This window comes from Psychrobacter sp. NPDC077938 (genome assembly GCF_044542635.1).
In the GTDB taxonomy this organism is placed as follows: Bacteria; Pseudomonadota; Gammaproteobacteria; order Pseudomonadales; family Moraxellaceae; genus Psychrobacter.
Window position 1 is genome coordinate 243,514 of sequence record NZ_JBITUW010000005.1, and the last position, 24,351, is coordinate 267,864.

Genomic DNA, 24,351 nt, shown 5'->3' on the forward strand with positions numbered 1-24,351 from the left:
CAAACTGATATTAATCCGTTGCGGATTATTCTAAATACGGTGTTAATCAGATTTTTTATTCATGGTTGGTTGCAAACTGACCAAATTCTATTGGTTAAATAACTGTTTTATAAGGCAGTAGCGTTTATAATGTACCAAACATTCAGTTTAACATTTTCGTCACGTAAAATCGTGCAAAATCCTGCTGATCTCATGCAAGATGGTCACAGATTATCTATAATGATCAATAACTGTTTTTGACAGTACCATTTTTATTTTTACCAACACTTAGGAATTCTATGCAACTCGATAACGCTACCATCAAACGTCTAAAAGGCATCGGTCACGAGCTAAAGCCTATCGTTATGATCGGCAACAAGGGTATTACTCCAACCATCACTGAAGAAATCGATCGCGCGCTAACAGATCATGAGCTTATCAAAGTGAAATTGCCTGCTGGCACGAAAGAAGAGCGTGACATCGTTGGCGCTGAACTTGCTAAAGCGGCTAATGCATCTTTGGTTCATTCTATTGGTCGTATGGCATTATTACTACGCAAAAACCCAAATGCCAACCCAAAACTGTCTAACCTAGCACGTCACGCGCAGTAATATGTCATGATAGACTGGCATTAAGTGACTGGGTTTTATGTTCACTTATATCATAGCCAAACGATAATGAAATACAAAGGCCGCGACGCATCTTGCTCGCGGCTTTTATGTTCTCCGATAGTCTCGGTTATACTTAACATATAGTATTAGTTCCCTGAATCAGTATAATTTCTCTTGTCACTATCACCTCTTTATTATTACCGTCGAGATGTACTTATAATGAAACAAGCTTTTAACCTCCGTCTAGCCACCGAGACGATAGCGAAAGATGCTCAGGAATTAGGCGTGTCTATAGAAGAGCTTGAGAATATCTCTATCAAAGTAAGTGCAGAGATCATCCAGCAACCAGCTTTGCAACTAGTGCTGACCTATCAAGTGACTCTGCCTAGCCAAATTCTAGCCAATCAATTCAATTGGCCAACATGGCAACAAACTCAAGTAAATTTCACTGATTACCTATGGGAAGAAACCTGCCTTGAATGTTTTATTGCTGGCAGCAAGATTGTGCGCTGTAAGACTGATGGTGAAGATGTCGTAGCATCTGACCAGACCGAACCTCACAAGATACCACTTCAGCAAGCAACCGCTTATATAGAGATCAATACTAGCCCTGATGGTCGTTACGCTGTTTATCAGTTTGAGAGCTATCGCAATCCTTCGATACTACCGCCAGTACCGTTGTATGAGACCGATGGAACCACACGCACATCTGTTGGTTGGCGTAACTGTAAAGAGCTAGCAGATACATCAGGGGAGAGCCATTTATCTAAAACTCCAATGGTAGTACAGACACCTGCTCATTATGAGCGTAGCTTTAGCCTTCCTATAACTCAATTACAGAATCAACAATACACTATTGCAAACATGAGGATTGAACAAATACATCCTTGTGTCATCTTATGGTTTGGCGAGACTGACTTATACTTTGCCCCAGGCCATACCTCCCCGCCTGATTTTCACAATCGTGACTATTGGCCAAATTTTGAGCTTTGATTCGGTTGTAGAGGCTTTATCTGTTTATTAGACAAATATTAAGTGTAAGAATATTAGTGATATCAGTCTTAGCTATCACTCAAACTAGGTAGCACAGTTTAAAACAAAAAAAACCCAGCAATGTCATAAAGAGCATTACTGAGTTTGGAGAAAACTTTAGTCTTATTTAACTGATGCTTACTTCATTTAACCGATCTTTATTTGTCAGCCATCGCAAGGTAGATACCACGATCTGATGCATCATCAACATACTGCGAATCACGCCATGTCGTATAGCTGTATGTACCGCTATAAGGGCTAATGCTATTTTGACGGAAGTCAGATACCCAGTCATTGCCATCAAAAATCTGAATATGACCATGTGGACGGCTTGACGTGCGGTTATAGACAACAACATCACCAACTTGTGGTGCCATGTCGTTACTGATTTTGGTAAAGCCGGCTTGGGCTAGCGTGCCACGAGAGGCGTACTGATAGGCTGAAGGGTTAGGCGTAAATTCGTAACCTGCTGATTGTAATGCTTTACGCACATAGCGAGCACAGTAGCCAGAGCTTCTAGATAGAGCGACGCGAGAGGCATTTGCTGCTGCAATAGCAGGAGCAGAGTTACGGTCAGGTACGCGGCTTGCTTGCTGCTGACGCTGCTCGTAAGATAAACGACTGGTCAGTGAAGCGAGCTGATATTCTTTTTGCTTAGCATGAGCACTTAGATTGTCAATTGCTTGACTGATCTCATCATTGCTATATACATGTGCACCACTGTTAGTGCTATAGATGTTGCGACTAGAACCATAGTTCGCAGAAGTAGAAATATTTGTGATGGTATGACTCAAGGTATTATTTGGTTGAAAGGTTGTTTCGGCAGCACCACTCGTCTGTGCGATACCCATTCCCAATACTGACAAAATCAATAAAGCTTGTTTCATAAATTTACTACCTATTGTTAATACAAGTCTGCTCGTCATCCGTAACGAAGCATCAATTAATTTAGAGGATATAATCATCAAATAGACGTGATAAAATCCCTATTACAACGGTTCATTCTTTTCAAATAGTGACTAGTGCCAGTAGTACTTCCCACCTAGTCAACTATCTTATAAGCCATCTGCTATATATTGCTTTTAGCATGTCTGTTATGAGTATCGAGTTTGTCACCTATTAGATGAGTACTTACGATGTCAAAAAAACAGCCTAATCGGCTTGCCCAGCTTATAGATCATCAAGCATTTGCTGGTAGCGCGCTACCTCAAACCCTTGCTAACAACATGCGACTATATATAGAAGCAACCAACGAGATAAAAGAGCTATTGATAGACTGTCTACCTGAAGAAATACTCAATACCTGTTGGGTTGTAGGCTTATCACCTGAGCAGTTGATATTAAGTGTTAGCTCAATGACAGCAGCAAATCATATTCGCTATTTACATAGCTCGTATTTGCAAATACTAACAGAGCAGTCAATTACATTTAAACAACTCAAGCAAATTCGCGTCGTTGTGGCTAAAAGCTCTGCCGATAATTATTCATCTAAACAATCGTCAACATCATCACTGCACTTGCCAAATTCTCGTAAAGCCAATGAAAATCAGGCGCTTAGCCAGAACACAAAACGGACTATATCACAGGCCGCAGAGCATGTCACCACTGATGAAAATCTCAAAAAAGCTCTTTTGCGTTTGATTAATCATTAAAAATACTGAGCGTTAAATGTAAAGTTATGTAAATAAGAGCAGGTGATGGCATTGATAAAGATGGATTTTTGTAATGTATCAGATAAAAAAAATCCTCCGTTAATTACATCCAGATTATGGATATAGCTAACGAAGGATTTAAAAACCATCTACAGCTTTTGTATTATGTGCCTTAACGGAAAATTCATATATTTATATAGACAGTATATTCAAAATATAGCATATTATATAAATGTAATTATGGGCTTCCTATGTAATATTGCGTAAATGTTTCGATACTTCCTGTATATTCCTGTATTTATCCTTCAATAACCAAATCATTAAGCGGTAAATACTCGATAGGACAGGTTACATTGTCATCAAAAGTTACAATTTTAAAGTTATCTTCGTCAGATAGTATTTCACGTACTAATAAATTATTTAGAGCATGACCAGACTTATAAGCGTTAAAACGACCTAAAATTGGGTAGCCAATCAGATGCAAATCTCCTAAAGCATCTAAAATTTTATGACGGACAAACTCATCGTTAAAACGTAAGCCTTCTGCATTAAGTATGTTGGCATCATCGATAACGATGGCGTTTTCCATACTGCCGCCAAGTGCTAAGTTATTTTGACGTAGTGCTTCTATATCACGTAAAAATCCAAAAGTACGCGCAGTGCTTAATTGTTCGATGAAGTTCTGTGTAGAGAACTGCAACTGTGCATGCTGAAAGTTCTTATCAAATGCAGGATGATCAAAATCAATTTCGAAATTTAATTCATACCCTTCATAAGGACGTAGCTCTGCCCATTTATCTTCTAGCTTTACCCGTACTGGACGTATAATTTTAATAAACTTCTTGGCCGCTTCTTGCTCACAAAATCCTGCATCAAGTAAGAGCGCAACAAAAGGCGCAGCGCTACCATCCATAATTGGTATCTCTGAAGCAGAGACACGAATCAACAGGTTGTCTACTCCTAGACCAGCGATGGCACTAAGCAGATGCTCAACCGTGCCCACTCGCGTACCGCCAAATACTAAGTTCGATGACATCATCGTGTCTTGTACTAAAAACGCACTCGCTGGGATTGGTTGACTACCTTCTATATCAGAGCGCTCGAAAACAATACCAGTGTCAACCGGCTGTGGATGAAACTCCAAGTCAACAGGCTGACCACTATGTAGACCAGTACCCGTAACGGCTATTGCTGTTTTTATGGTTCTTTGGTTCATGGTTGTCTTCTCACATATTTTGTTACAATTGACATAGTGTACCATTACCGACCCCTTATTCGCTATATATAAAAAGCGCTAATTTTCTTATCTCCTTGATTGATAACACTTATCGTCAATATTCTATTGCTGATTTTTACTTTATGTGACCTACCTAATGCTATAAAACAACGAAGCTCATATACGTTTCGATAATCATATACATATAGATTACATAGAAAATTGTCATAATTTTCCTTATCGAAAATGCTTCACCTTTCCTTAAATACAAGAAAGCCAACGTTAAAACGCTGGCTTTTTCTTACTCACAGTAAATTAGAAGTACTATTTATTCTGTTGACGCTTTAAATAGTCTTGGATACTGTTTGTTTTAGTCTTAGGCTGCTCTTGAGGTGCACTTGCACTAGGACGTGCAACGCTATCCTGATACTGCTGAGCTTGTGACTGCTTCTGACTGTTTAAAGCGCTGGTATGCACATTAGGATCGACAGGTTGCGTGCTATTAACAGAAGGTACTGGCTGCTCTACTACTTCTGGCTCTTGACCTGCGTTTTCATCTAACGTTAAGCCAGTTGCGATGACGGTTACATGTAAGTCGTCACCCATTTTTTCATCAATCACAGAACCGTAGAAAATGTGAGCGTCGTCGATATCAGTAATTTCTTCGACTATTGCACTGATTTTGCTCATCTCATCTAGTGACAATGATTCTGAAGAAATAACGTTAACCAATAGGCCTTTTGCATTTTCTAAACGCAAATCATCAAGTAGTGGTGATCTGATGGCTTTTTCAGTCGCTTGACGCGCACGATCATCACCACTGGCGCGACCAATACCCATCATCGCATGACCTTTCGCAGTCATTGCCGTACGGATATCGTTAAAGTCGATGTTGATCATACCTTCGCTAGCAATGGTTTCCGCAATACCTTGAACAGCATGCAGCAATACATCATCCGCTTTTTTGAAAGCATCTTGCATAGAGATGTTGCCGTATACACTCATTAATTTATCATTTGGAATCGTGATAATTGAGTCGACAAAGTTAGTCAGCTGCTCAATACCCGCTTTAGCAGCTTTGATACGCTTACCACCTTCGAACTTGAATGGCGTGGTCACAACAGCAACTGTTAATACTTCCATTTCTTTTGCAATACGAGCAACAACTGGCGCTGCGCCTGTACCAGTACCGCCGCCCATACCAGCAGTGATAAATACCATATCTGAGTGCTCAAGCAATGCGCGAATCGCTTCTTCTTCGCTCTCTGCTGCTTCACGACCCACTTCTGGATTTGCGCCTGCCCCTAGACCACGGTTCGTTTTTGCACCCAGTTGCAGTTTGTGCGGTGCAGTAAGACGATCTAGCGCTTGTTTATCTGTATTGGCACAAACGAACGTTACACCTCTGATGCCTTGCTGTACCATATGTTCAACTGCATTACCGCCGCCGCCACCAACACCGAATACAGTGAAGCTTGCTTGGCCATTGTTTTGAAGCTGATTATCATCTGGCATGGTGTATTTTGACATAAAAAAGATTCTCCAGTTGCAGATAGCGTGTAAGTCGATACATAGTAACGCACTCATGTGGCGCGCTATCGACATACTATATATAAATGTATTTAAATAAAACAGGGTATGGCTAAAATCGATCAGTATAGACAATAATATGTCATTATTACTTAATACTTTATTTTTAAAACTAATTTATTCGCAATGTTACTTTATTTTCTTGCTTAACCAACTTAGAGGTATTCCATAATGTATGAATGCTCTAGATATGAGGTTAAACAGATCTATAATATTTTCTTTAAAACATTTGCAAACCGTTGACCCGCACTCCGAAACACGCCTGATACTCGATTGTTTTGAATCGCTTCAGGTTCGCTTTTTTCGCTACGGCGGAATTGCTCACTTTGACTATATAGCAATGTGCCAAAAGCTGTCTGATAAGCACGGTCATTCACTTGACTATTTAATAGCTTAAATGACTCATCATTATCAAAATGATTATAAGCGCTGATAGCAGGATGGGTGTTTGTTAGTACGACAGGCATTTTTAGTAGCTTTTTGGCAAAGGGTATCATACCTTTAATCGTACTACCGCCGCCAGTCAACACAATCCCTTTATCGATATAGCCTATCAAACCTGCTTCGTGTAGTTGACGCGCTACTTCAGTAAATATCTGAACGTAACGAGCTTCAATGATGCGTGCTAGGTTATAGATACCAATATTGATTTCGTCACCCGATCCTTGAGGCTTGAATAAAAAGAAGGCGCTTGGATCGACACTATTAACATCAGCTGTACCATGAGACTTCTTCAGCTTTTCAGCTTCAATCATGGAAATACCAAAATCAGCTGAAATATCCATTGTCACTTCATGACTGCCTGTTGCTATACAGTGTGTAAAAATCAGCTTATTCTCTTTATAAACACAAATGCTGGTCGTACTGGCACCGATATCAACCAAGCAAACGCCTTGCTGGCGCTCCTCAGTCATCAAACTATACTCAGCGCTGGTCACTGCATCGAAAACAATATGATCAATGCCGACGTCACAACTTTGTAATAACTTTTGGATATTCTGACGGCTGGCAACAGGCATCATCATCATGTGGTACATTACGGTGATATTGTGTGCCATCATCTCGATGACATCATCCACCATAAAATCTTGCTCATCGACATAGATACCTTGCTGACAGCAATGCATCAAATAATAATCAGATGATAAATCACGCGATTTTGCATTGGCCAATGCTTGTACCATATCTTTGGCACGTACGACTTCATCTTCTACTTTGACCTCTCCAGCACTGTTTTTGCTGGATAGCTCAGGGGTCGCAAGCGTTAACCAAACACTGTGCACACGGCAGTTAGCGGTGTCTTCTGCTTCTTGAATGGCTTGCTTAATAGCACCTTGCAGACGTTCACGATGCTTTATTTGACCTTGATAAAAATCGCTGTTTTTAACTTGTCCTACGCCCAAAATACGAATGTCTTTTGCAGAGACAACATTGCCTATGACGACATATACTGCCGTGGCACTTAGATGGACAACAACCAGATTTTCATTATTTTTCATGGTACCAGACAAATTATCGCTAAATAGAAGAGCAAGTAATGCTCTTCTATTGAATCATTAAAAAAAGCGTTACTAATACGCTATGATGTTGTACATATTTTCTTCAAACTAAATAAACCATATTAGCTCATATCGGTTATGTATAGATGTAATGCTTACTTAGGCTATTCTGCTTCAGCACTCTGTGTCACGTTCCAAGCAATGGTAAAGCCATTTTTGTATCGTAAATCTACAGACTGCATTTCATCTCGACGCGTACGTAACTGATTGCCAAGCAGTTGGCTTAAATTCAGTAGTTTTTGCGCCGTATTTTCATTGTCGACAATCACACGTAGCCCATTGTCAAAGCGGATTAACCAAGTCATTCTCGGTGACAGAATGATATCTTCGACCTGCATACCAAGCGGTGCATACCAATCATTGACCTGCTGCATTTGTTGCATGATAACTGACGCTTGAGACATCTCGCCTTGTAGGGTGGCAAAACGCTCTTGTGTTAAATCTCTACTATCAGCAGGAACAAATACAGCCCCTTTTGCATCGACCAAACGTTCTGTACCAAAATTAGCAACTGCTTGTTTGGGTAATGCGTTGACGACGATGCCACGTTGCCAATCACGAGAGATACTCACTTGGTCTACCCAAGCTAAACCCATCGTAATGTCTCGCAATGCTTGCAAATCAGAAGTAAAGAAGCTACTTACTTGTTGTTGTTCCATCACGTCTTGCAATGAGCCATACTGAGCAGCAGACAAACCTTGATTACTGACATAAATATTTGCTGGCGGTGCATCACGCAGCGCTTTGCCGCCCATCATTAATATTAGCACTAGCAAACCTAAGACCAGTACCATAAATAGATACTTTACCGTTGCCGGTATTTGGATCTTAGATTTTGGGCGACCGGCTTTATCACTCATCAAGTCAGTTACCTCGTTGACAGTTTGAGCCATAACGACCTTTGTCCCTATATTTGCATAAAACTGATCATGCTATTTATTGATATAAATCTGCGTATTTTTGGCAGAAGCTTATTAAGTCGATATGTTATCAAATTTTGTTAAAAATATAGCTTATATGCAGCGATTACGTTGATTTAAACGTAACATTTTTCTTAAATTATGAATAAGTTATCAGTTGTATTCACAAAACAACATAAATATCACCGAAATAGACCTATTCTTACAATATTAACGTATTTTATGGTTAAACAATAGCCAAACACCAACTAGTAGCAGCGAATTTACACAAGTTTACATGAAGCTGTGGTATAGCAGCTCTAGTGACACAAAGAGTCATCACTATCTGCTCAATTTAATTGATTTGACAGTTATAGCGTTTGTGCCAAAATATGCCAGCATAGTACATCAAAATCTAATCCGCGCGCTTTAGCTGCCATCGGAACCAAACTGTGACTGGTCATACCTGGTACGGTATTGATTTCAAGCAACCAAAAATTGCCTGCTTCGTCTTGCATGGCATCGATACGTCCCCAGCCTTTTGCATCTACTGCGCGAAATGCCGCAAGGCTTAAATCTTGCAAGTGCTTTTCGTCAGCAGCGCTCAATCCACAGGGGATGTAATAACTGGTATCGTTACGATTATACTTAGCTTCAAAATCATAGAAGTTAGTAATGTCAGCAGGCTCAAGGCGAATAACTGGATAGGCTTCGTCATCGATAATCACAATCGTAAATTCGCGACCTGTAATCCAGCGCTCAGCCATCACCGCATCACCACATTCCACTGCAGTTGCATAAGCAGCAGGCAGTTCGTCAAGGTGGTTGACCTTGGTCATGCCAATACTTGAACCTTCATGAACTGGTTTAATAATAAGTGGCAAACCTAGCATGTTAACCACTTGCTGCCAGTCAGTATCAGCCGTCAATAATGAAAATGGTGCAGTTGAAAGGCCGCAACCTTGCCACAGTTGCTTGGTACGTACTTTGTCCATACCTAGTGCAGACGCTAGAATCCCTGAACCAGTTTGCGGTATATCAAACCACTGTAATACGCCTTGCAGCAGGCCATCTTCGCCGCCGCGACCATGCAACACATTAAACACGCGGTCATATTTGCGTAGCTCAGTGATGTCTTGGTGTTTTGGATCAAAGTGAGTGGCATCAACGCCTTGGTTTTGGAGCGCTTGCAATACTGCCGCACCACTGTCCAAAGACACGCTACGCTCATTGCTACTGCCACCATAAATAACGGCTACTTTGCCAAACTGACTGGCATCTTTTACATGAGTCGTCGTGTCTAAAGATGTATCATTGATAGCTGCATTTTGAGTGCTATTATTGTCTTTATTATCAGTTGTCATGAGGATTGTCCCTAAATTTTAGCTTACTTAATATAAAGGTTATTGGCAGCCAAATCGATAGCAATCTGCCCAACATTACCAGCACCTTGGGTAATCAGCATATCGTTGGCTTTTAACAAACGCTGCATAACAGGGGCTAGATTGTCTTTATCAATGATAGTCGGTTCAACTTCACCGCGCAAACGAATACTGCGCGCTAGTGATTTAGTATCAGCGCCCGTAATCGGACTCTCACCTGCTGAATAAACATCTAATAATAATAGCTCATCAACGCTCGATAGCACTTCTACAAAATCATCATAGCAATCACGGGTACGGCTATAACGATGCGGCTGAAATAGCATCACTAAACGACGATCAGGGAAGCTTTGGCGAGCAGCTTTGATGGTCGCATCAACTTCTTTTGGATGATGACCATAATCATCAATCAATAAGACATTGCCATCATCGATATCGACAGAAGCGTGCTGCTCAAAACGACGACCCACGCCTTCAAATTTCTGCAAGGCACGCTCAATCGCTGCATCATCTACGCCTTCATCGGTCGCCATCGTAATAGCAGCAAGAGCGTTATATACATTATGTGTACCAGGAATGTTCAACGTCAGGCGTAATGGCTCACGGTCACGGCGCAGTACTGTAAAATGAGTTTTGGTTCCTTCTGTCACTAAGTCTACAGCTTGTACGTCATTGAACGGTTCAAGACCGAAGGTTAATACTGGACGACCGATATCATCAATCATCGCATACAGCTCAGGATCGTCACCGCAGACCACTGCCAAACCGTAAAACGGCATGTTTTGTAGAAACTGGATATAAGCGGCTTTTAATTTATCAAAGCTGTTCTCATAAGTTTCCATGTGATCTTGGTCAATGTTGGTCACAATCGCGGCCATCGGATGCAATGACAAGAACGATGCATCAGACTCATCAGCCTCTGCTACCAAGAAACGGCTGCTACCCAATGCCGCATTTTTGCCTGACGCATTTAACTTACCGCCGATAACATAGGTAGGATCTAGCTGCCCTTCTGCCATCATGGTGGTTAGCAAACTGGTCGTCGTCGTTTTGCCATGCGCGCCAGCAACTGCGATACCATGACGATAGCGCATTAGCTCACCAAGCATGTCAGCGCGGCGTACTACTGGCAGGCGAGCTTCAAGCGCTGCTTTTACCTCAGGGTTGCTACGATCAATCGCTGATGAGACAACGATAACATCAGCATTGGCAATGTTTTTGGAGTCATGGCCGATAGATATTTCAATGCCAATCTGCTGTAAACGCTTAGTTACCAAGCTTTCTGCGATGTCGGAACCACTGACCTGATAGCCTTGATTGTTCATCACCTCAGCGATACCACACATGCCTGAGCCACCAATACCGATAAAATGCAAATGCTGAATGCGGCGCATTTCTGGTATTTCAATCAAACGCTTAGGTAGAGCTTTCGCAGAGGTAGGCATAAGGATCTCTCTTTATTAAAGGTCAATAAAACTTGGTAAATTCAAATAAGGGGGATAGATGACAGACTATAGTGCTTGCCAAATGATGTCAGCAACTTGCTTGCTCGCACTACGGTTGGCCAATGCGTGGCCTTTTTTTGCCATCGCTAAGCACTTCTCTCGATTGAGTACGCCAAGCTCGTCACTTAGACTTTTGGCAGTTAGCTCTGACTGTGGCAGTAGAATTGCAGCATCATGTGAGGTCAACGTGCGCGCATTAGCCGTCTGATGGTCATCCACTGCATGCGGTAGCGGTACAAAAATAGCGGCGATACCGACGTTTTGAATTTCCGTCACGGTCAATGCACCTGCGCGGCAAACGATGATATCTGCCCAGTTATAAGCTGCAGCCATATCATCAATAAAAGGCTGTACAGTAAACTGATGGTTGTTTAGATTTTGCTCACTATAAGCCGCTTGCGTGGCTGCTTCATTGTTGCGTCCACACTGATGCAGGACTTCAAATGGCTGATCTAGTAATCCTAACGCTTTTGGTACCGTATCATTTAATACCTGAGCGCCAAGTGAACCGCCGACTACCAACAGTTTAAGCGGTGAACTGTCATTTACATCGTAGCGTACCGTTGGCTCTGCGACACCAGTAATGGCATTACGCACAGGATTGCCCACTGTTTCAAGCTTGGCATCTTGCTGACTATTGGCAAAGGTGTTCTCAAACGCTTGTAATGTCTTGGTCGACAGCTTAGATAGGTAGCGATTGCTCATGCCAGCAATGGCATTTTGCTCATGGATAATCAATGGCGTATTAGTCATACGCGCAGCGATACCGCCAGGTGCAGTGACATAACCACCGAACCCAACGACCACATCAATCTGATTACTACGTATCACTTTTACGGCTGCCATCGTCGCGGATAGCAGAGTCATTGGTAACTTTAATAGTCGACCAACGCCTTTGCCACGAAGCCCTTGCATATTAATAGCATGAAAAGGATAACCTGTGGGCTCAACCAAACCATTTTCCATACCGTTTGGCGTACCTAACCAATGAATTACCGCACCGCGCTGGGTCAGCTCGTCGCTCACTGCAAGCGCTGGAAAAACATGCCCGCCCGTACCAGCTGCCATCATCAATATATGCGGTGTTTTCATGAACGCCTGCCTATCTTTACTTTATTTATATGAAGGGTTTATCTCACTGCTGCGCTGACAATTATGAAAAATAATGACCTAGCCAAAGCCCGCATAGTATAGAGGAAATCATTGTCTTATATACAGTACTTTATGCAGCAAAAATAACAAAAATCCAAGCCATGATCGGTCATAGCTTGGCGTCGTGTAATGCTAATAAACGGTAAGGAAAATCAATGACTAACAATACCTCAAAATATGGGTTTTACGTAGTCAAAATACTCCTGAACTCGAAACATTCCTCAACATAGCTAAAACTACGCAGTAAATTTATTCTCAATCGCCATGATAAAGTCGGTTGCGATATCTGTACCGCATTGGTCATCAATCTCACGTACGCATGTTGGGCTAGTAACGTTAATTTCAGTGATACGCCCACCGATCAAGTCTAGACCAACGAACATTAGGCCTTTTTCTTTGACAATTGGCGCTACAACTTCTGCTACTTGGCGTTCGATATCAGTCAATGGCATAGCAACGCCACTACCACCAGCTGCTAGATTACCACGGGTCTCGCCTTTGGTTGGAATACGAGCCAAACTATAATCTACCACGACTCCATCGACGATTAATACGCGCTTATCGCCCTCTTTGATTTCTGGCAAATAACGCTGCGCCATGATGGGCAAAGTCTCAAGCTCAGTCAGTATCTCTAACGTCACTCCGATGTTTGGGCTATCAGCAGTCAAACGGAAGATGCCCGTGCCGCCCATACCATCTAGTGGCTTGACGATGACGTCCTGTTGTTCAGCGATGAATTTACGAATGTGTGCTTGTTTGCTAGTCACAATCGTTGGGCTCATATAATCGCTAAACCACGTCGCAAATAACTTTTCATTGCAGTCGCGAATCGCCTGTGGGTCATTGACTACGAGCACGCCTGCTGCTTTGGCATGGTCAAGCATATAAGTGGCATAGATAAAGCGCATATCAAACGGTGGATCTTTGCGCATCAAAATCACGTCATAGTCGCCGACTGGCCCTGTGCTTTTATCACCCAATGTATAGAAATCTGCAGGATCACGCTTTACTGTCAGTGGCTGCGTATCGACCATCAACTGACCACGGTCCAACCACAAGTCATGAATCTGACAATAACCAAGCTGATGGCCACGGTCTTGAGCGGCCCACATCATAGCGAGACTGGTGTCTTTTTTATAATTGACACGCTCGATAGGATCCATAATAACGAGTATTTTTAGCGATTTTTCTTGTTTTTGTTGGCTCATAATAAGACTCACTTACGTTATATTGTTGATATGAAACGAACTCAGTGCCCAACTATACGCCGTACTGCTCACGGTAGTGTTGCATTTTGGCTAACTGGGTCGCGTCTTTATGCTGGCTGTTTTGTGCACCATGGTCATCGGCCAGATAGCTGATCAAATCATCGATATCGACCAATGCACGCACAGGCACTTCTAGTGTCGCGGCAAGCTCTTGGATAGCAGAATGCTCGGCTTGACCTTTTTCTTTACGATCGAGTGCAACGATAATACCAGCAACGCTTGCGCCTGCTTGCTCTAAAATCTCGACCACTTCGCGCATGGCTGTACCCGCTGTGATGACGTCGTCAAGTACCCAAACGGCCTTGCCAGTTACGTCAGCACCTACCAAATTACCGCCTTCGCCGTGAGTTTTGGCTTCTTTACGGTTGTAGCCCCATTTAGCATTGATGCCATGGTGTAACCATAACGCTTGCGCTGTCGCTGCGACAAAAGGAATACCTTTATAAGCCGCACCAAAGATGACTAGCTCTTGCTCATTATCGCCATTATTTGCACCCATTTGTTCAGCTAAGGCATCTGCATAACCACGTGCTAGTAACGACAACATCTCACCAGTCGCAAGCAAGCCTGCATTAAAAAAGTACGGACTGATACGACCAGACTTTAGGACAAACTCACCGAACTTGAGCACTTGGTTGTCTAGAGCCAGTTGAATAAATTGATGAGATGAAAATGTAGGGTCTTGAGGGCGTGTTACATGAGACATTATGACATTCCTATCAGCAAAAAGAGGGGGCAAAAAATTTGCATTATTGTACGCATTATTGATCAGCTTGACCAACCATTGATCTCATAATCCTGCATATTGGCATAGCGAGTCAACAAACCACTACGCGACGAGATATTAAAATAGCTCTGTCCATCTGCTCGGACTTGTATCTCCCAACCCAAATGATAAGCGGCAACAATAATATGGCCAGCAAACAGTCGAATCTGACGATATGCATGGCGCTGTGACGGCTCACAAACGATCTGACTGAGCAAATAGCTACGCACATGCTGGCAGATTTCTGCGGCGCTATAACTATGATTGATACTCTTACGGGTACTACATTGCTTTAGTGCATGGACAGCCACGCTACATGCCATAATATCCGTGGCCAAACTGCCCTCGCCTGTTTCAAACTGCTGCGGTTGTAGTATCACTTGCCAATCGTCGGCATACAGACTGTTGAGTAGCTCATCAGGATTATAGCGTTTGGTCAATGCGCGCATGGATAATGCAGGATTCTGAGCCTTGCTGTCATTATTTGAGCCATTGTCTGAATTGTTACCTGACTCAATCCCTGTAGAACTATCAGTCGGCAAAAACCCATAACGGTTCAGTTTTGGAGAAGCGCGAATCGCCTGTTGAATATCCGACATATCTAACAACGTCATATCTGATAATGTCGATATTAACGGCTGCTCACTATGATTCTGATAAAAGCTATCCGGCAATTCGATAAGCTGTGCCGCATTCAGCAATGATAAATGCTCAGCCAGCGCTTCTGAAGCAATCAGCGACCATTTTGACAAACTGTCTGCATTGGGCTGATAGAACCGAGTCGAATTACCATAGAGCCTGCGCAGTTGACCATTTAGGCGACGAGCGGGCTCAGGTATATCACTTAATGGTCTGGCAGGATCAAGAGGAGATTGTTTGGGATCAAAGTTAGGATGTACGATCGCAGGTTGCTGTGAATCAGCTAATATAGACGATTGCTCAGCCTTTTTTTGCACATGACCTTCTGCCAGCTGCCCGCCTTCTGTTGCCAGATTAGCATGAGACAAACGATCATCAGAAGTAGAAGGCTGGGACATGAAATCTCCATAGACTAGAAAATAAATAAGAACGATTATACCAAGGGCTATTTTACTCTTTAGGGCTTAACTCTAAAGGCTTACTTTTGATGATTTAAAATATCTCGGTAGCCTGTTTGCCAATCAGCATAATCAAGCCAAGCTAACGGAATGTTGCTGTGCAAGCGTTTTCCTGTCACTGAGGTTTTTGTATTATCGATAGTAGGAGGTGTCTCGCCAACCTGCTCACTAAGCCAAGCCCCTAGCTCAAACGTAGTAACAGGTCGATAGTCTGTCGCTAGATAGACAGGCTTTGGTGCTTTTATCGTCAACACTTTAGTGATGACATTGACCAAGTCGCGATCCATGATGCGGTTGCTCCAATGCTCAGCTGGCACTGGTTCTTTATTTTGCTCACGAGCCTTACGTAGTCGCATTAAGCGCTCGCGCCCGTAGATACCACTAGGACGGATAACCACCGCTTTATCACCTAAGCTCTGTTGCAGTGCTTGTTCTGCTTGCAATATAACCTTCGAGGCTTCACGCGCAGGCGTAACAGGTACAGTATGCTCATCAATCCACTCACCATTGTCCTGACCATAGACACCAGTAGAAGAAATGAATACCACACGTTCAATTTTAGTGAGCTGTGGAGCAAGCGCTGCCAAATGCTGGCTAATCGCTAGATAACTGTCGTGATAACCGCTGGTCGAGTACTCGTCAGGGGTAACGATAATCGCAATATGAGTAAATGCTTGTAGCTGCTCAGTCGTCAAAGTCAACGCGTCAGCCTGCAAAAAATCGGCGCTATCTACCAAATCATAATGGTGGCGCTCACTACGAGCAAGGCCAGTCACACAATAGTCATCTTGGGCAAGTTTGTTGGTCACTGGCAGGCCGATATTACCTTGTCCGATAATTAGTAAATTTTGCGTACTCATAAAGCATGTTTTCCTTTATACAACTTCCTTTATGCAACGATTACAGCACTTAGAAGCCATTTTGTTTAAATTAATGCCTAAATCAGTGTCTAAACCAATATCTAAATCAGTGCCTAAAAATACCGTCTGTACGATAGCTGTATATCATCATTGGCATCGATACGATCTTGCCATTCGTAATTGGCATTGATACGCAGTGCCTGTTTTTTATCAATGTCGTATTGCAGACCTAGGCTTGAGATTGGTTGCCAATAATGACCACGGACGTTGGATTCATCGCTGCTGCCATGATACCAATATGGCAACTGCAATTCAGCTTGTGCGCGTAACTGATTGTTAATCTGGTAACGGCAGCCTGCATTGATACCTGCGCCTAGACGAAAGCCTTTATTGACACCGCGTCCTACTTGCCCCGTACCTGCCAAAAACGTATAGCACAGTTGCGGCGGCATCTCACCAGTACCTGCAGCTGGTGTACCAAATGCCCATGACCAGCCTTTCTCGTAACCCACGCTACCGACCAAATGATCCGTACCTGCCTCTTGCGATCCATCATTTACTCGCGTCGCCTCGATACTGGCGCCCCAAGTATTGCCTTTTTTGGCAGCATTAACAGAGTTAAAAGAGCGGCCACGAATCAAAGTGACGTTTTGCAATACCACACTGTCTGGCTGGTTGGGCTTATTATCATCTGTGTCATACAATCGTAATGTCGCAGCCAGCCCTTCTAAATTAAAAAACTGTGGATACCCTGAAGCGTGGTCAAGCGTATCATGAAATCCCGCTCGAAACCCAATATCCATATAGTCATTGTCACCACGCTGCCCTATACCTATCGTGCCCAGTTGTAGCGGATGCCTGTCTATCGGATTATTATCCGATACGTCGATTTGACGCTTGAGTAGTGTTTGCTCATCAGCTGACATGCTCGATACAGGATTGAGCTGCGCAGACTTGATCTCATTCACGGTTTGTTTAGCGCTATTATGATAGCCCAACTGCGCGCGCTGTTGTTTTTTCTCATTGAGCTGAGATTGACGTAAGGTATTATCAGCAGGCGTATAAATCGTACTTGCCAGCAACTGCTCATCATTTAATAGTTGAATCACATCAGAAGGCACGACTGCGTAAGACAATTGACTCAGTAGGTTTTGCTGCGGACGGACCACATCAATAAGACGTAGAATCTCAGAAGCACAATTGTCCGTGGTAAAGTAATACGGCATCTTCAATGCTTTGGTTTCCCAAACGTGGCGCATAATCTGCTGAACTTCCTTCGGCGTCAGACCCAACTGATATGTCCACGTATCCCGTTCATCGTCTTGCAGGTATTTCGCTAGCATCTCTGGATAAGGGTCAATTTCGATAGCGCTGTTGTAGCTACCAATCATTGACTTAGTAGCATAGATCGGGAAACTGTCGTTTGGATCACCGTCTACCGTGTAGTTCAGCGCATAAGCCTTATCGATTTGATTTGGGTCGGTGATGCTCGCTTTTGAGTCAATGCGTAACAGCGTATGAGCAAATGCAGAGAGCGGATTGTCCAAATACTCCTGCGCAAACATGATAGATAGCTGCTCAGGTGCAATGGTCTGCATCCATTCATCCAGCTCTGGACACTCAGCAGATAGACTTGCAGCATCGATCGCTAGCACCTCTGTCAACCATGCCACTCGCGCTGGAAAACGGCATAAGACAGAATTGTTATTGGTATCAGTTTTTGCTTGGTCATTATCAGTCGCCGATGATGACACCAACTCTTGTGCAAGTGCCGCGAGCATTGCATCCAACTCTGCACCTGAATCTCGTTGACCATTTTCACTTAAAAAAAAGCTCGGATCATCAACCAAACTCTCGGTTTTCTTTTTACCCAATACACTGTTTTTATCATCGTAAAAATATAATAAACGTCGCCATGTTGTATGCTGTGCCAACTTGTCTGCTTTTACTTGTTGCCGCCATGTTGATAGTAGCTGCTCTATCGCTAAGCTTGATTCAGATAAAGTACTATTTTGAATATTAGGTTCAGCACTACTGATGCTACCCGACTCAGATAATGCATCTGAATTAGAATAAGTAGGTGCTGTGCTAGTAGGTGCTATGCTAGATGCGTCAGGTGACAATACATCTGATTCAAGGACAGACAGCGGCGTTGGTAAAAATGCCTGTGTTTGAGCCGAGAGCAACAACCCTGCTATAGCCAATGGTAGACGTGCTCGCAGGCCAATGGTCATTAGCGTACAATCGATAGGTATGGACGTCAGTTTTGTAGACATGAAGTAGAATCTCGCACGTTATTATTCATACGCTATCAGCGTTATTAAAGTTGCTGGGTCAAAAAATCAAACACATCGCCCACTATCATTTAACTATTTAGATAGATTGTCTATCACACCATTATCAATACTAGTATAAAAAGAGAGCATTATGCCCGTATTATCACCAAACTCAACATCTACGTCGCCAATGATCATCAAAGATGGACTACTATCAACAGCTACTTGGCTAGCCTCACCTAATTACAATGTAAGGCCAAAAGGTTTGAGTATTGACGCCATCATCGTACACAATATCAGCCTACCACCGAATGAATTTGGTGCCTGCGACACTAGTGGCAGACATTATGTGAAAGCATTATTTACCAATCAATTGGACTGGGATGCTCATCCTTATTTTCAAACAATCAAAGGCGCAGAAGTATCAGCGCATTTATTTATCGAACGTGATGGTGCTATCACTCAGTTTGTCAATTTCAACGAACGGGCATGGCATGCTGGGCGATCTAGCTACTTGGGTCGACCTGAATGTAATGATTATAGCATTGGCATCGAGCTTGAAGGGTCGGATTTTGTGTCCTTCACCTCTGCTCAATATGAGCAGCTAGCCGAAGTAATTGCCGCCATTTATAAGGCCTATCCCAAAACACGTCGCCACTTAACAGGCCATAGCGATATCGCGCCTGGGCGTAAAACTGACCCTGGTGAGTATTTTGAATGGGCAAGATTACGCCAGTTAGTTGCTGATGCAACGAAAAACGGTGTACCGTCACATAAGTGATTTCCACACTCAATCCATTTATCTCAATGGTGAAAGTGATATAATTCGTCAGTTTTTTATCCATATCACATCAGCACATAACTCAATATACAACTTAGCAAGATAGGTTCTCATGGCAAAAAGTCGGTTATTTCGTTCAACCATGGTGGTCAGCAGTATGACCATGTTATCGCGTATTTTAGGTTTGGTACGTGATGTTGTATTGCTAGGGGTTTTTGGTGCAGGTGGCTTGATGGATGCCTTTTTGGTCGCTTTCAAAATCCCAAACTTCTTACGACGACTGTTTGCAGAAGGTGCGTTTAGCCAAGCTTTCGTGCCAGTACTGTCCGAATACAAAGAAAAGTACAGCTTACAACAAGTGCAGATTTTGGTCAGTCGAACCTCGGGGGCATTATTGCTAGTATTATCGATGCTGACAGTGGTGGTTATCTTAATCGCACCTTGGGTGGTGACGTTGTTTGCCCCTGGGTTTGCCGATCAACCCAACAAATTTGCCATCACTGCTGAGTTATTGCGTCTTACCTTTCCGTATTTGCTATTCATCTCTATGACAGCTTTTGCCAGTGGTATTCTACAAAGCTACGGTCGTTTCGCCGCGCCCGCCTTTGCGCCCGTGTTATTGAACCTGTGTATGATTGGTGGTGCGCTGATTTTTGCGCCAATTTTTGATACACCTATTATGGCACTCGGCTATGCAGTCGCTATCGCAGGTTTGCTACAGTTTTTGATTCAACTGCCGCAGCTCTGGCAACAAAAGCTGCTTGTCGCACCAAAGATTGACTTCCAGCACGAAGGCGTTCGTCGAATTTTGAAACTGATGTTACCTGCTATCTTTGGTGTTTCTGTTACTCAGATTAATTTACTGTTGAACACCATTTTCGCCTCGTTAATGATTGGCGGTTCCGTCTCTTGGCTCTATGCAGCTGAACGTATGAGCGAGCTGCCATTGGGTCTGATTGGTGTGGCGATTGGTACCGTCATATTACCAAGCCTATCCAAAAGCGAAGCTCAAAAAGACGACGTCAGTTTCAAAAAGACCATCGACTGGGCGGCACGCCTTATTATCTTGGTCGGTGTGCCTGCCTCGGCTGCCCTATTTGTACTGGCAGATGTATTGATGCAAGCGCTGTTTTTACGCGGTGAGTTTACCTTACGTGATGCCCAAATGAGTTCTTTGGCCCTACGTAGTATGGCAGGTGGTATCTTAGGATTTATGCTCATCAAGATATTTGCCCCTGCATTCTTTGCGCGTCAAGACACCAGAACTCCTGTCAAAATCGGCATCATTTCTGTCATCGCCAATATGATTTTTAGTGTTATTTTTATCGGGATATTCTATTTCTTAGAGATACCACTACATGGTGGTCTAGCTTTGGCTACGACTGGCGCTGCTTTTGTAAACGCAGGCTTGCTATATTACTTCTTGCACAAGCGTGATATTTTCCGTTTCGGTCCACATTGGAAAAAGCTGTTTACGCAGTTTGCTATCTCGACTGGCTCTATGATTGGCGTGCTTTATTTTATGCTGCCTTACTTTCCTACCGATGAGGCTCAGTGGCAGCGTATCGTCGCACTGATCATTATGTGTGCCGTCGGAGCGCTAGTTTACGGTGTGGTATTGCTAGCAACTGGGTTCCGTCCACGCCAACTAAAGCACGGTTAGGATAAAGTATAAGCAAACTTATGGCAGGCTTACGAAACCAAAACAAGCCTGTTATGAGAAATGACAATGCGCGATGCTGATAATTGTCATAATAGATCACTAATGAATAAATGACATTTGAGGTTTAATATGACAACGAAACAGCCAATCTTTCAGCGCTTACCAATTTTGCTAGCAACTGGTGTACTAAGCACTGGATTACTTATTAGCGGTTGTAGCAATAATGAGTCGGCTGAAACTGCTACCGATAATGAAGATGTGGTAGCGACTGTGGATACCTCAGAAGACATCACATTAGACAATGATACGACTGACCAAGCAATGACCGATGACAGTGCTAGCGAAACAGGCAAAATTACAGATGGCACTGAAGATAAGACAGCGATTGATAGTAACAATATTAATCCAGTTACCGATGCGCCTAAACAGAAAAGCCTAGTGACCAATCCGACTCAAGCCGGTACGCCAGAGGATACTGTCAAGCAAGCCCTAAACAGTTTATATTACGGTGACGTGAAGGATGCAGCATCATACTACCAAGTCGATATGGCAAACTTCGAAGAAGAGCTTGCCAATACCCAGTCTGCGTTTCAGCAAACGGTGGATGGCGTTACGATTACTGATACCAAATATAATGATGATAAAACTCGTGCCACCATCACTGGCGAGCTGATGCTAAAAGGACAGAGCGAACCTGCACCACTGACCTACCAGCTACAGAAGATAGAAGGTCAATGGAAGATTTTAGGTTAGAGCGTTTTAAGCTAAATTGTTTCAGACGCTTTATCTGAGATATCGTCTGATGTCACTGATTTACCAAGCATCACAACATCAGCGATAAACCCTTCCATATCACAAACTTCGGGCATATAACCCCATTGCTCAAAGCCAAGCTTACGGAACAATCCTAAGCTTGGATGGTTGTGAGCAAAGACGAGGGCGATGATATTTCGAATACCTAGGCTTGGTGCTTGCGTCAACATCCAACGAGTCAGCAAACTGCCTAACCCTTTGCCTTGATAATCTTGATTTAGATAAATGCTAATCTCGGTACTAATGTGATAGGCCGTACGCGCGTACAAATCGCTGAAGCTGCCCCATGCGACTATTGGCGCCTTTGTCTGAGCTCCATCATCTGATGGTAGTACTTTGACCACATATATCGGTCTGGTTGTGCTATCCAAATGTTCATTAAACCAAGCAGCACGCTCCTCTAGCGTAACCAATGCAAGATTGGCTGTTGCTTGTTTGCCCGGTATGCTTTGATTATAAATGGCTAAAACTTCTGGTAAATCTTCTTTACTTGCACGCTGCACAACGAACTGATCGGTAAGCTGATATGTCGATAGGTCGGTTGGTATAGTATTTAAGGCAGCAGCAGACATAAGATCTCCATCGTTGTCGAGATTGTTGTTAGGGTTGGTATTAGCATCATTGGCAATAAAGAATAGCCACCCTATGCGCCATACTTGCATTACACGTAGACTATAGGATGTTAGTGTGGCTATTTTACTTTATAATGGCTGGTTTTAGACACATCAATTTTAAGCATAGATGTGTTTTTTCGTTTTTTATTTGGTCTCATCATAGCTGAAAACTTATGAAAACCTATTTTCTTGAGCAACTGATTTCGTCGCCACACACCTCATCTACGGACACTGTCCCAGTAGAGTTGGCATCTTGCGTGCTCACTATCGGTAATTTTGACGGTGTGCACCTTGGTCATCAAGCCATGCTAGCCCAAGTTCGTGAGATTGCGCATACCCAAGATTTGGGTGCAGCGGTCATGATATTTGAGCCGCAGCCACGCGAGTTTTTTGCACCTGCTAAAGCGCCTGCACGTTTGACCAATCTGGCAGAGAAGCAAGCACTGCTAGCAGAATATGGTGTTGAAACATTGATCGTAGCAGGTTTTGATACAGAATTTCGCTCGCTATCAGCACAAGCTTTTGCCGATATATTAGCCAAGCGTTTGAATGTAAAAGCGTTGGTGCTGGGTGATGACTTTCGCTTCGGCCATGATCGTACTGGCGACAGTCAGTTTTTGCGTGATTATGGTTTGGATGTGACCAACCTGCATACGGTTACTGATAGTAGTACTGATAGCGACAGTATTGATACGACCGATAACGACGCTGCCCGTATCAGCTCTACTCGCGTTCGTGATTTACTATTGGCAGGTGACCTTCAGGCGGCCAACCGGTTGCTTGGTCGTGACTATGCAATCACAGGAGTGGTTGTGCGCGGCGACCAGATAGGTCGAACAATAGACTTTCCTACCGCAAATATCGATTTGCAACGAATAAAGCCTGCCCTGCATGGTATTTTTGCAGTCGATGTGGTGAGCTTAGATGACAATGGTAATGTGATCGCTGATGGTTTGACTGCGCTTGCCACCGACGGTCATACAGGTGTTGCCGGATTGCGTCCGCATAGTTTGTTCGGCACGGCTAATATTGGTAAAAGACCTTCTGTTGATAAAGGTGATGACTGGCGACTAGAAGTCCACTTTCCACAGTTGCAAGCTGATTTATACGGATTGAACTTACACGTACGTTTCCTACACTTTTTGCACGGTGAGCGTCGCTATGATGGAATAGAAGCATTAAAAGCGGGTATTCATCAAGATGTTGCAGACTTACTTGAGTGGCGCGACAAGCAAATTTAAGGTTTAGTGTTCCTCCAGATATAAAAAACCCCGCGATATTAAGACTATCACGGGGTTCTTTAAATATGCTTATAAGTCTTTATGCGTCAGGATGCAAACGGACATTTAGCTCGTCGATGGTTTCTACCCATGCTGCATCTTTTTGCCATTCTTCCTGCAGGAACATACGCTGATTATCCGTCCAAATGCTAGCCTCTGTCAGTTTTTCTTCGCTAGCTAATTGATTTGCTGCGATAAAATTATCAATTGCTTCATCAGAGCTGTCTAGACCTAACTGAGCAAATAACTCATTCATACTATATTCTGGTTCACCCAACATAATTTTCTCCTTAAATGGTACGAATATGGTCGTACTTATTCGTACTTATTGTTTAATGTGCTTATTATTCAAATTG

The 24,351-nt window shown here is 43.2% G+C and carries 22 protein-coding genes; 7 read left to right on the forward strand and 15 right to left on the reverse strand.

Annotated features, from left to right (window positions below; genetic code table 11):
• The first annotated feature begins 278 nt into the window (after nt 1-278).
• Both ACIGBM_RS10425 and ACIGBM_RS10430 read left to right on the forward strand, forming a co-directional pair.
• Nucleotides 279-590 (forward strand): YhbY family RNA-binding protein, encoded by a 312-nt coding sequence (locus ACIGBM_RS10425; protein ID WP_057761426.1) that lies wholly within the window; start codon nt 279-281, stop codon nt 588-590.
• A gap of 219 nt (nt 591-809) precedes the next feature.
• Entirely contained in the window at nt 810-1,583 is a 774-nt protein-coding gene (locus ACIGBM_RS10430; RefSeq protein ID WP_397477703.1) for a hypothetical protein, read from the forward strand.
• Nucleotides 1,584-1,780: 197 nt separating this feature from the next.
• Here ACIGBM_RS10430 and ACIGBM_RS10435 read toward each other — a convergent pair whose 3' ends face one another.
• Nucleotides 1,781-2,509, reverse strand: a complete 729-nt coding sequence (locus ACIGBM_RS10435; protein WP_160022325.1) for a CHAP domain-containing protein — start codon at nt 2,507-2,509, stop codon at nt 1,781-1,783.
• A 249-nt stretch (nt 2,510-2,758) separates the two neighbouring features.
• Here ACIGBM_RS10435 and ACIGBM_RS10440 point away from each other — a divergent pair, with 249 nt between their 5' ends.
• On the forward strand, nt 2,759-3,274 hold the full coding sequence (locus ACIGBM_RS10440) for a hypothetical protein (protein WP_397477704.1): 516 nt from the start codon (nt 2,759-2,761) through the stop codon (nt 3,272-3,274).
• Nucleotides 3,275-3,572: 298 nt separating this feature from the next.
• Here the strand turns inward: ACIGBM_RS10440 and lpxC are convergent, their stop codons facing one another.
• From lpxC to ACIGBM_RS10500, 12 genes are all read right to left on the reverse strand, one after another.
• Nucleotides 3,573-4,490 carry a UDP-3-O-acyl-N-acetylglucosamine deacetylase gene (gene lpxC / locus ACIGBM_RS10445; protein WP_397477705.1) on the reverse strand — a complete coding sequence of 306 codons (918 nt, stop codon included), beginning with the start codon at nt 4,488-4,490 and terminating at the stop codon, nt 3,573-3,575.
• 324 nt (nt 4,491-4,814) lie between these two features.
• Nucleotides 4,815-6,020 carry a cell division protein FtsZ gene (gene ftsZ, locus ACIGBM_RS10450; RefSeq protein ID WP_057761433.1) on the reverse strand — a complete coding sequence of 402 codons (1,206 nt, stop codon included), beginning with the start codon at nt 6,018-6,020 and terminating at the stop codon, nt 4,815-4,817.
• Nucleotides 6,021-6,286: 266 nt separating this feature from the next.
• A complete protein-coding gene (gene ftsA, locus ACIGBM_RS10455; RefSeq protein WP_057761435.1) occupies nt 6,287-7,579 on the reverse strand; it encodes a cell division protein FtsA in 1,293 nt (430 codons plus the stop codon).
• A gap of 164 nt (nt 7,580-7,743) precedes the next feature.
• Nucleotides 7,744-8,532, reverse strand: a complete 789-nt coding sequence (locus tag ACIGBM_RS10460) for a cell division protein FtsQ/DivIB (RefSeq protein WP_397477706.1) — start codon at nt 8,530-8,532, stop codon at nt 7,744-7,746.
• Between the two features lie 377 nt (nt 8,533-8,909).
• A complete protein-coding gene (locus ACIGBM_RS10465) occupies nt 8,910-9,902 on the reverse strand; it encodes a D-alanine--D-alanine ligase (protein ID WP_397477707.1) in 993 nt (330 codons plus the stop codon).
• Nucleotides 9,903-9,925: 23 nt separating this feature from the next.
• Entirely contained in the window at nt 9,926-11,365 is a 1,440-nt protein-coding gene (murC, locus tag ACIGBM_RS10470) for a UDP-N-acetylmuramate--L-alanine ligase (protein ID WP_101205772.1), read from the reverse strand.
• Nucleotides 11,366-11,431: 66 nt separating this feature from the next.
• Entirely contained in the window at nt 11,432-12,517 is a 1,086-nt protein-coding gene (murG, locus tag ACIGBM_RS10475; RefSeq protein ID WP_397477708.1) for an undecaprenyldiphospho-muramoylpentapeptide beta-N-acetylglucosaminyltransferase, read from the reverse strand.
• A gap of 296 nt (nt 12,518-12,813) precedes the next feature.
• Nucleotides 12,814-13,785, reverse strand: a complete 972-nt coding sequence (gene gshB / locus ACIGBM_RS10480; protein WP_201568751.1) for a glutathione synthase — start codon at nt 13,783-13,785, stop codon at nt 12,814-12,816.
• A 52-nt stretch (nt 13,786-13,837) separates the two neighbouring features.
• Nucleotides 13,838-14,551, reverse strand: a complete 714-nt coding sequence (gene pyrE / locus ACIGBM_RS10485) for an orotate phosphoribosyltransferase (protein WP_397477709.1) — start codon at nt 14,549-14,551, stop codon at nt 13,838-13,840.
• A gap of 62 nt (nt 14,552-14,613) precedes the next feature.
• Nucleotides 14,614-15,648 (reverse strand): hypothetical protein, encoded by a 1,035-nt coding sequence (locus tag ACIGBM_RS10490; protein ID WP_397477710.1) that lies wholly within the window; start codon nt 15,646-15,648, stop codon nt 14,614-14,616.
• Nucleotides 15,649-15,728: 80 nt separating this feature from the next.
• Nucleotides 15,729-16,568: an SDR family oxidoreductase gene (locus tag ACIGBM_RS10495; RefSeq protein ID WP_397477711.1), complete on the reverse strand. Its 840-nt coding sequence runs from the start codon at nt 16,566-16,568 to the stop codon at nt 15,729-15,731.
• Nucleotides 16,569-16,681: 113 nt separating this feature from the next.
• Complete coding sequence (locus tag ACIGBM_RS10500; protein ID WP_397477712.1) at nt 16,682-18,844, reverse strand: DUF4105 domain-containing protein; 2,163 nt, start codon at nt 18,842-18,844, stop codon at nt 16,682-16,684.
• Between the two features lie 151 nt (nt 18,845-18,995).
• On the opposite strand from ACIGBM_RS10500, the gene ampD reads away from it, so the two are divergent.
• The 3 genes from ampD to ACIGBM_RS10515 all read left to right on the forward strand — a co-directional run bounded on the left by ampD (nt 18,996) and on the right by ACIGBM_RS10515 (nt 22,041).
• Nucleotides 18,996-19,625, forward strand: coding sequence for a 1,6-anhydro-N-acetylmuramyl-L-alanine amidase AmpD (gene ampD / locus ACIGBM_RS10505; protein WP_397477713.1), 630 nt, complete (start codon nt 18,996-18,998; stop codon nt 19,623-19,625).
• 112 nt (nt 19,626-19,737) lie between these two features.
• A complete protein-coding gene (gene murJ / locus ACIGBM_RS10510) occupies nt 19,738-21,288 on the forward strand; it encodes a murein biosynthesis integral membrane protein MurJ (protein ID WP_397477714.1) in 1,551 nt (516 codons plus the stop codon).
• A 129-nt stretch (nt 21,289-21,417) separates the two neighbouring features.
• Nucleotides 21,418-22,041, forward strand: coding sequence for a hypothetical protein (locus tag ACIGBM_RS10515; RefSeq protein ID WP_394124839.1), 624 nt, complete (start codon nt 21,418-21,420; stop codon nt 22,039-22,041).
• Nucleotides 22,042-22,052: 11 nt separating this feature from the next.
• On the opposite strand, the gene ACIGBM_RS10520 is transcribed toward ACIGBM_RS10515, so the two are convergent.
• Entirely contained in the window at nt 22,053-22,763 is a 711-nt protein-coding gene (locus ACIGBM_RS10520) for a GNAT family N-acetyltransferase (protein WP_394124838.1), read from the reverse strand.
• A 125-nt stretch (nt 22,764-22,888) separates the two neighbouring features.
• Between ACIGBM_RS10520 and ribF the strand changes: the two genes are divergently transcribed.
• The gene (gene ribF / locus ACIGBM_RS10525; RefSeq protein ID WP_394124837.1) at nt 22,889-23,956 is read left to right on the forward strand and encodes a riboflavin biosynthesis protein RibF; all 1,068 of its coding nucleotides are present in this window, start codon (nt 22,889-22,891) and stop codon (nt 23,954-23,956) included.
• 79 nt (nt 23,957-24,035) lie between these two features.
• Here ribF and ACIGBM_RS10530 read toward each other — a convergent pair whose 3' ends face one another.
• Nucleotides 24,036-24,275 carry a DUF2789 domain-containing protein gene (locus ACIGBM_RS10530; protein WP_057761462.1) on the reverse strand — a complete coding sequence of 80 codons (240 nt, stop codon included), beginning with the start codon at nt 24,273-24,275 and terminating at the stop codon, nt 24,036-24,038.
• Nucleotides 24,276-24,351 lie beyond the last annotated feature (76 nt).

Excerpts from the sequence above, each read along its gene's own strand:
- ACIGBM_RS10425 (WP_057761426.1), top strand. The coding sequence starts at position 279 with ATGCAACTCGATAACGCTACCATCAAACGTCTAAAAGGCATCGGTCAC.
- ACIGBM_RS10430 (WP_397477703.1), top strand. The coding sequence starts at position 810 with ATGAAACAAGCTTTTAACCTCCGTCTAGCCACCGAGACGATAGCGAAA.
- ACIGBM_RS10435 (WP_160022325.1), bottom strand. The coding sequence starts at position 2,509 with ATGAAACAAGCTTTATTGATTTTGTCAGTATTGGGAATGGGTATCGCA.
- ACIGBM_RS10440 (WP_397477704.1), top strand. The coding sequence starts at position 2,759 with ATGTCAAAAAAACAGCCTAATCGGCTTGCCCAGCTTATAGATCATCAA.
- lpxC (WP_397477705.1), bottom strand. The coding sequence starts at position 4,490 with ATGAACCAAAGAACCATAAAAACAGCAATAGCCGTTACGGGTACTGGT.
- ftsZ (WP_057761433.1), bottom strand. The coding sequence starts at position 6,020 with ATGTCAAAATACACCATGCCAGATGATAATCAGCTTCAAAACAATGGC.
- ftsA (WP_057761435.1), bottom strand. The coding sequence starts at position 7,579 with ATGAAAAATAATGAAAATCTGGTTGTTGTCCATCTAAGTGCCACGGCA.
- ACIGBM_RS10460 (WP_397477706.1), bottom strand. The coding sequence starts at position 8,532 with ATGGCTCAAACTGTCAACGAGGTAACTGACTTGATGAGTGATAAAGCC.
- ACIGBM_RS10465 (WP_397477707.1), bottom strand. The coding sequence starts at position 9,902 with ATGACAACTGATAATAAAGACAATAATAGCACTCAAAATGCAGCTATC.
- murC (WP_101205772.1), bottom strand. The coding sequence starts at position 11,365 with ATGCCTACCTCTGCGAAAGCTCTACCTAAGCGTTTGATTGAAATACCA.
- murG (WP_397477708.1), bottom strand. The coding sequence starts at position 12,517 with ATGAAAACACCGCATATATTGATGATGGCAGCTGGTACGGGCGGGCAT.
- gshB (WP_201568751.1), bottom strand. The coding sequence starts at position 13,785 with ATGAGCCAACAAAAACAAGAAAAATCGCTAAAAATACTCGTTATTATG.
- pyrE (WP_397477709.1), bottom strand. The coding sequence starts at position 14,551 with ATGTCTCATGTAACACGCCCTCAAGACCCTACATTTTCATCTCATCAA.
- ACIGBM_RS10490 (WP_397477710.1), bottom strand. The coding sequence starts at position 15,648 with ATGTCCCAGCCTTCTACTTCTGATGATCGTTTGTCTCATGCTAATCTG.
- ACIGBM_RS10495 (WP_397477711.1), bottom strand. The coding sequence starts at position 16,568 with ATGAGTACGCAAAATTTACTAATTATCGGACAAGGTAATATCGGCCTG.
- ACIGBM_RS10500 (WP_397477712.1), bottom strand. The coding sequence starts at position 18,844 with ATGTCTACAAAACTGACGTCCATACCTATCGATTGTACGCTAATGACC.
- ampD (WP_397477713.1), top strand. The coding sequence starts at position 18,996 with ATGCCCGTATTATCACCAAACTCAACATCTACGTCGCCAATGATCATC.
- murJ (WP_397477714.1), top strand. The coding sequence starts at position 19,738 with ATGGCAAAAAGTCGGTTATTTCGTTCAACCATGGTGGTCAGCAGTATG.
- ACIGBM_RS10515 (WP_394124839.1), top strand. The coding sequence starts at position 21,418 with ATGACAACGAAACAGCCAATCTTTCAGCGCTTACCAATTTTGCTAGCA.
- ACIGBM_RS10520 (WP_394124838.1), bottom strand. The coding sequence starts at position 22,763 with ATGCAAGTATGGCGCATAGGGTGGCTATTCTTTATTGCCAATGATGCT.
- ribF (WP_394124837.1), top strand. The coding sequence starts at position 22,889 with ATGAAAACCTATTTTCTTGAGCAACTGATTTCGTCGCCACACACCTCA.
- ACIGBM_RS10530 (WP_057761462.1), bottom strand. The coding sequence starts at position 24,275 with ATGTTGGGTGAACCAGAATATAGTATGAATGAGTTATTTGCTCAGTTA.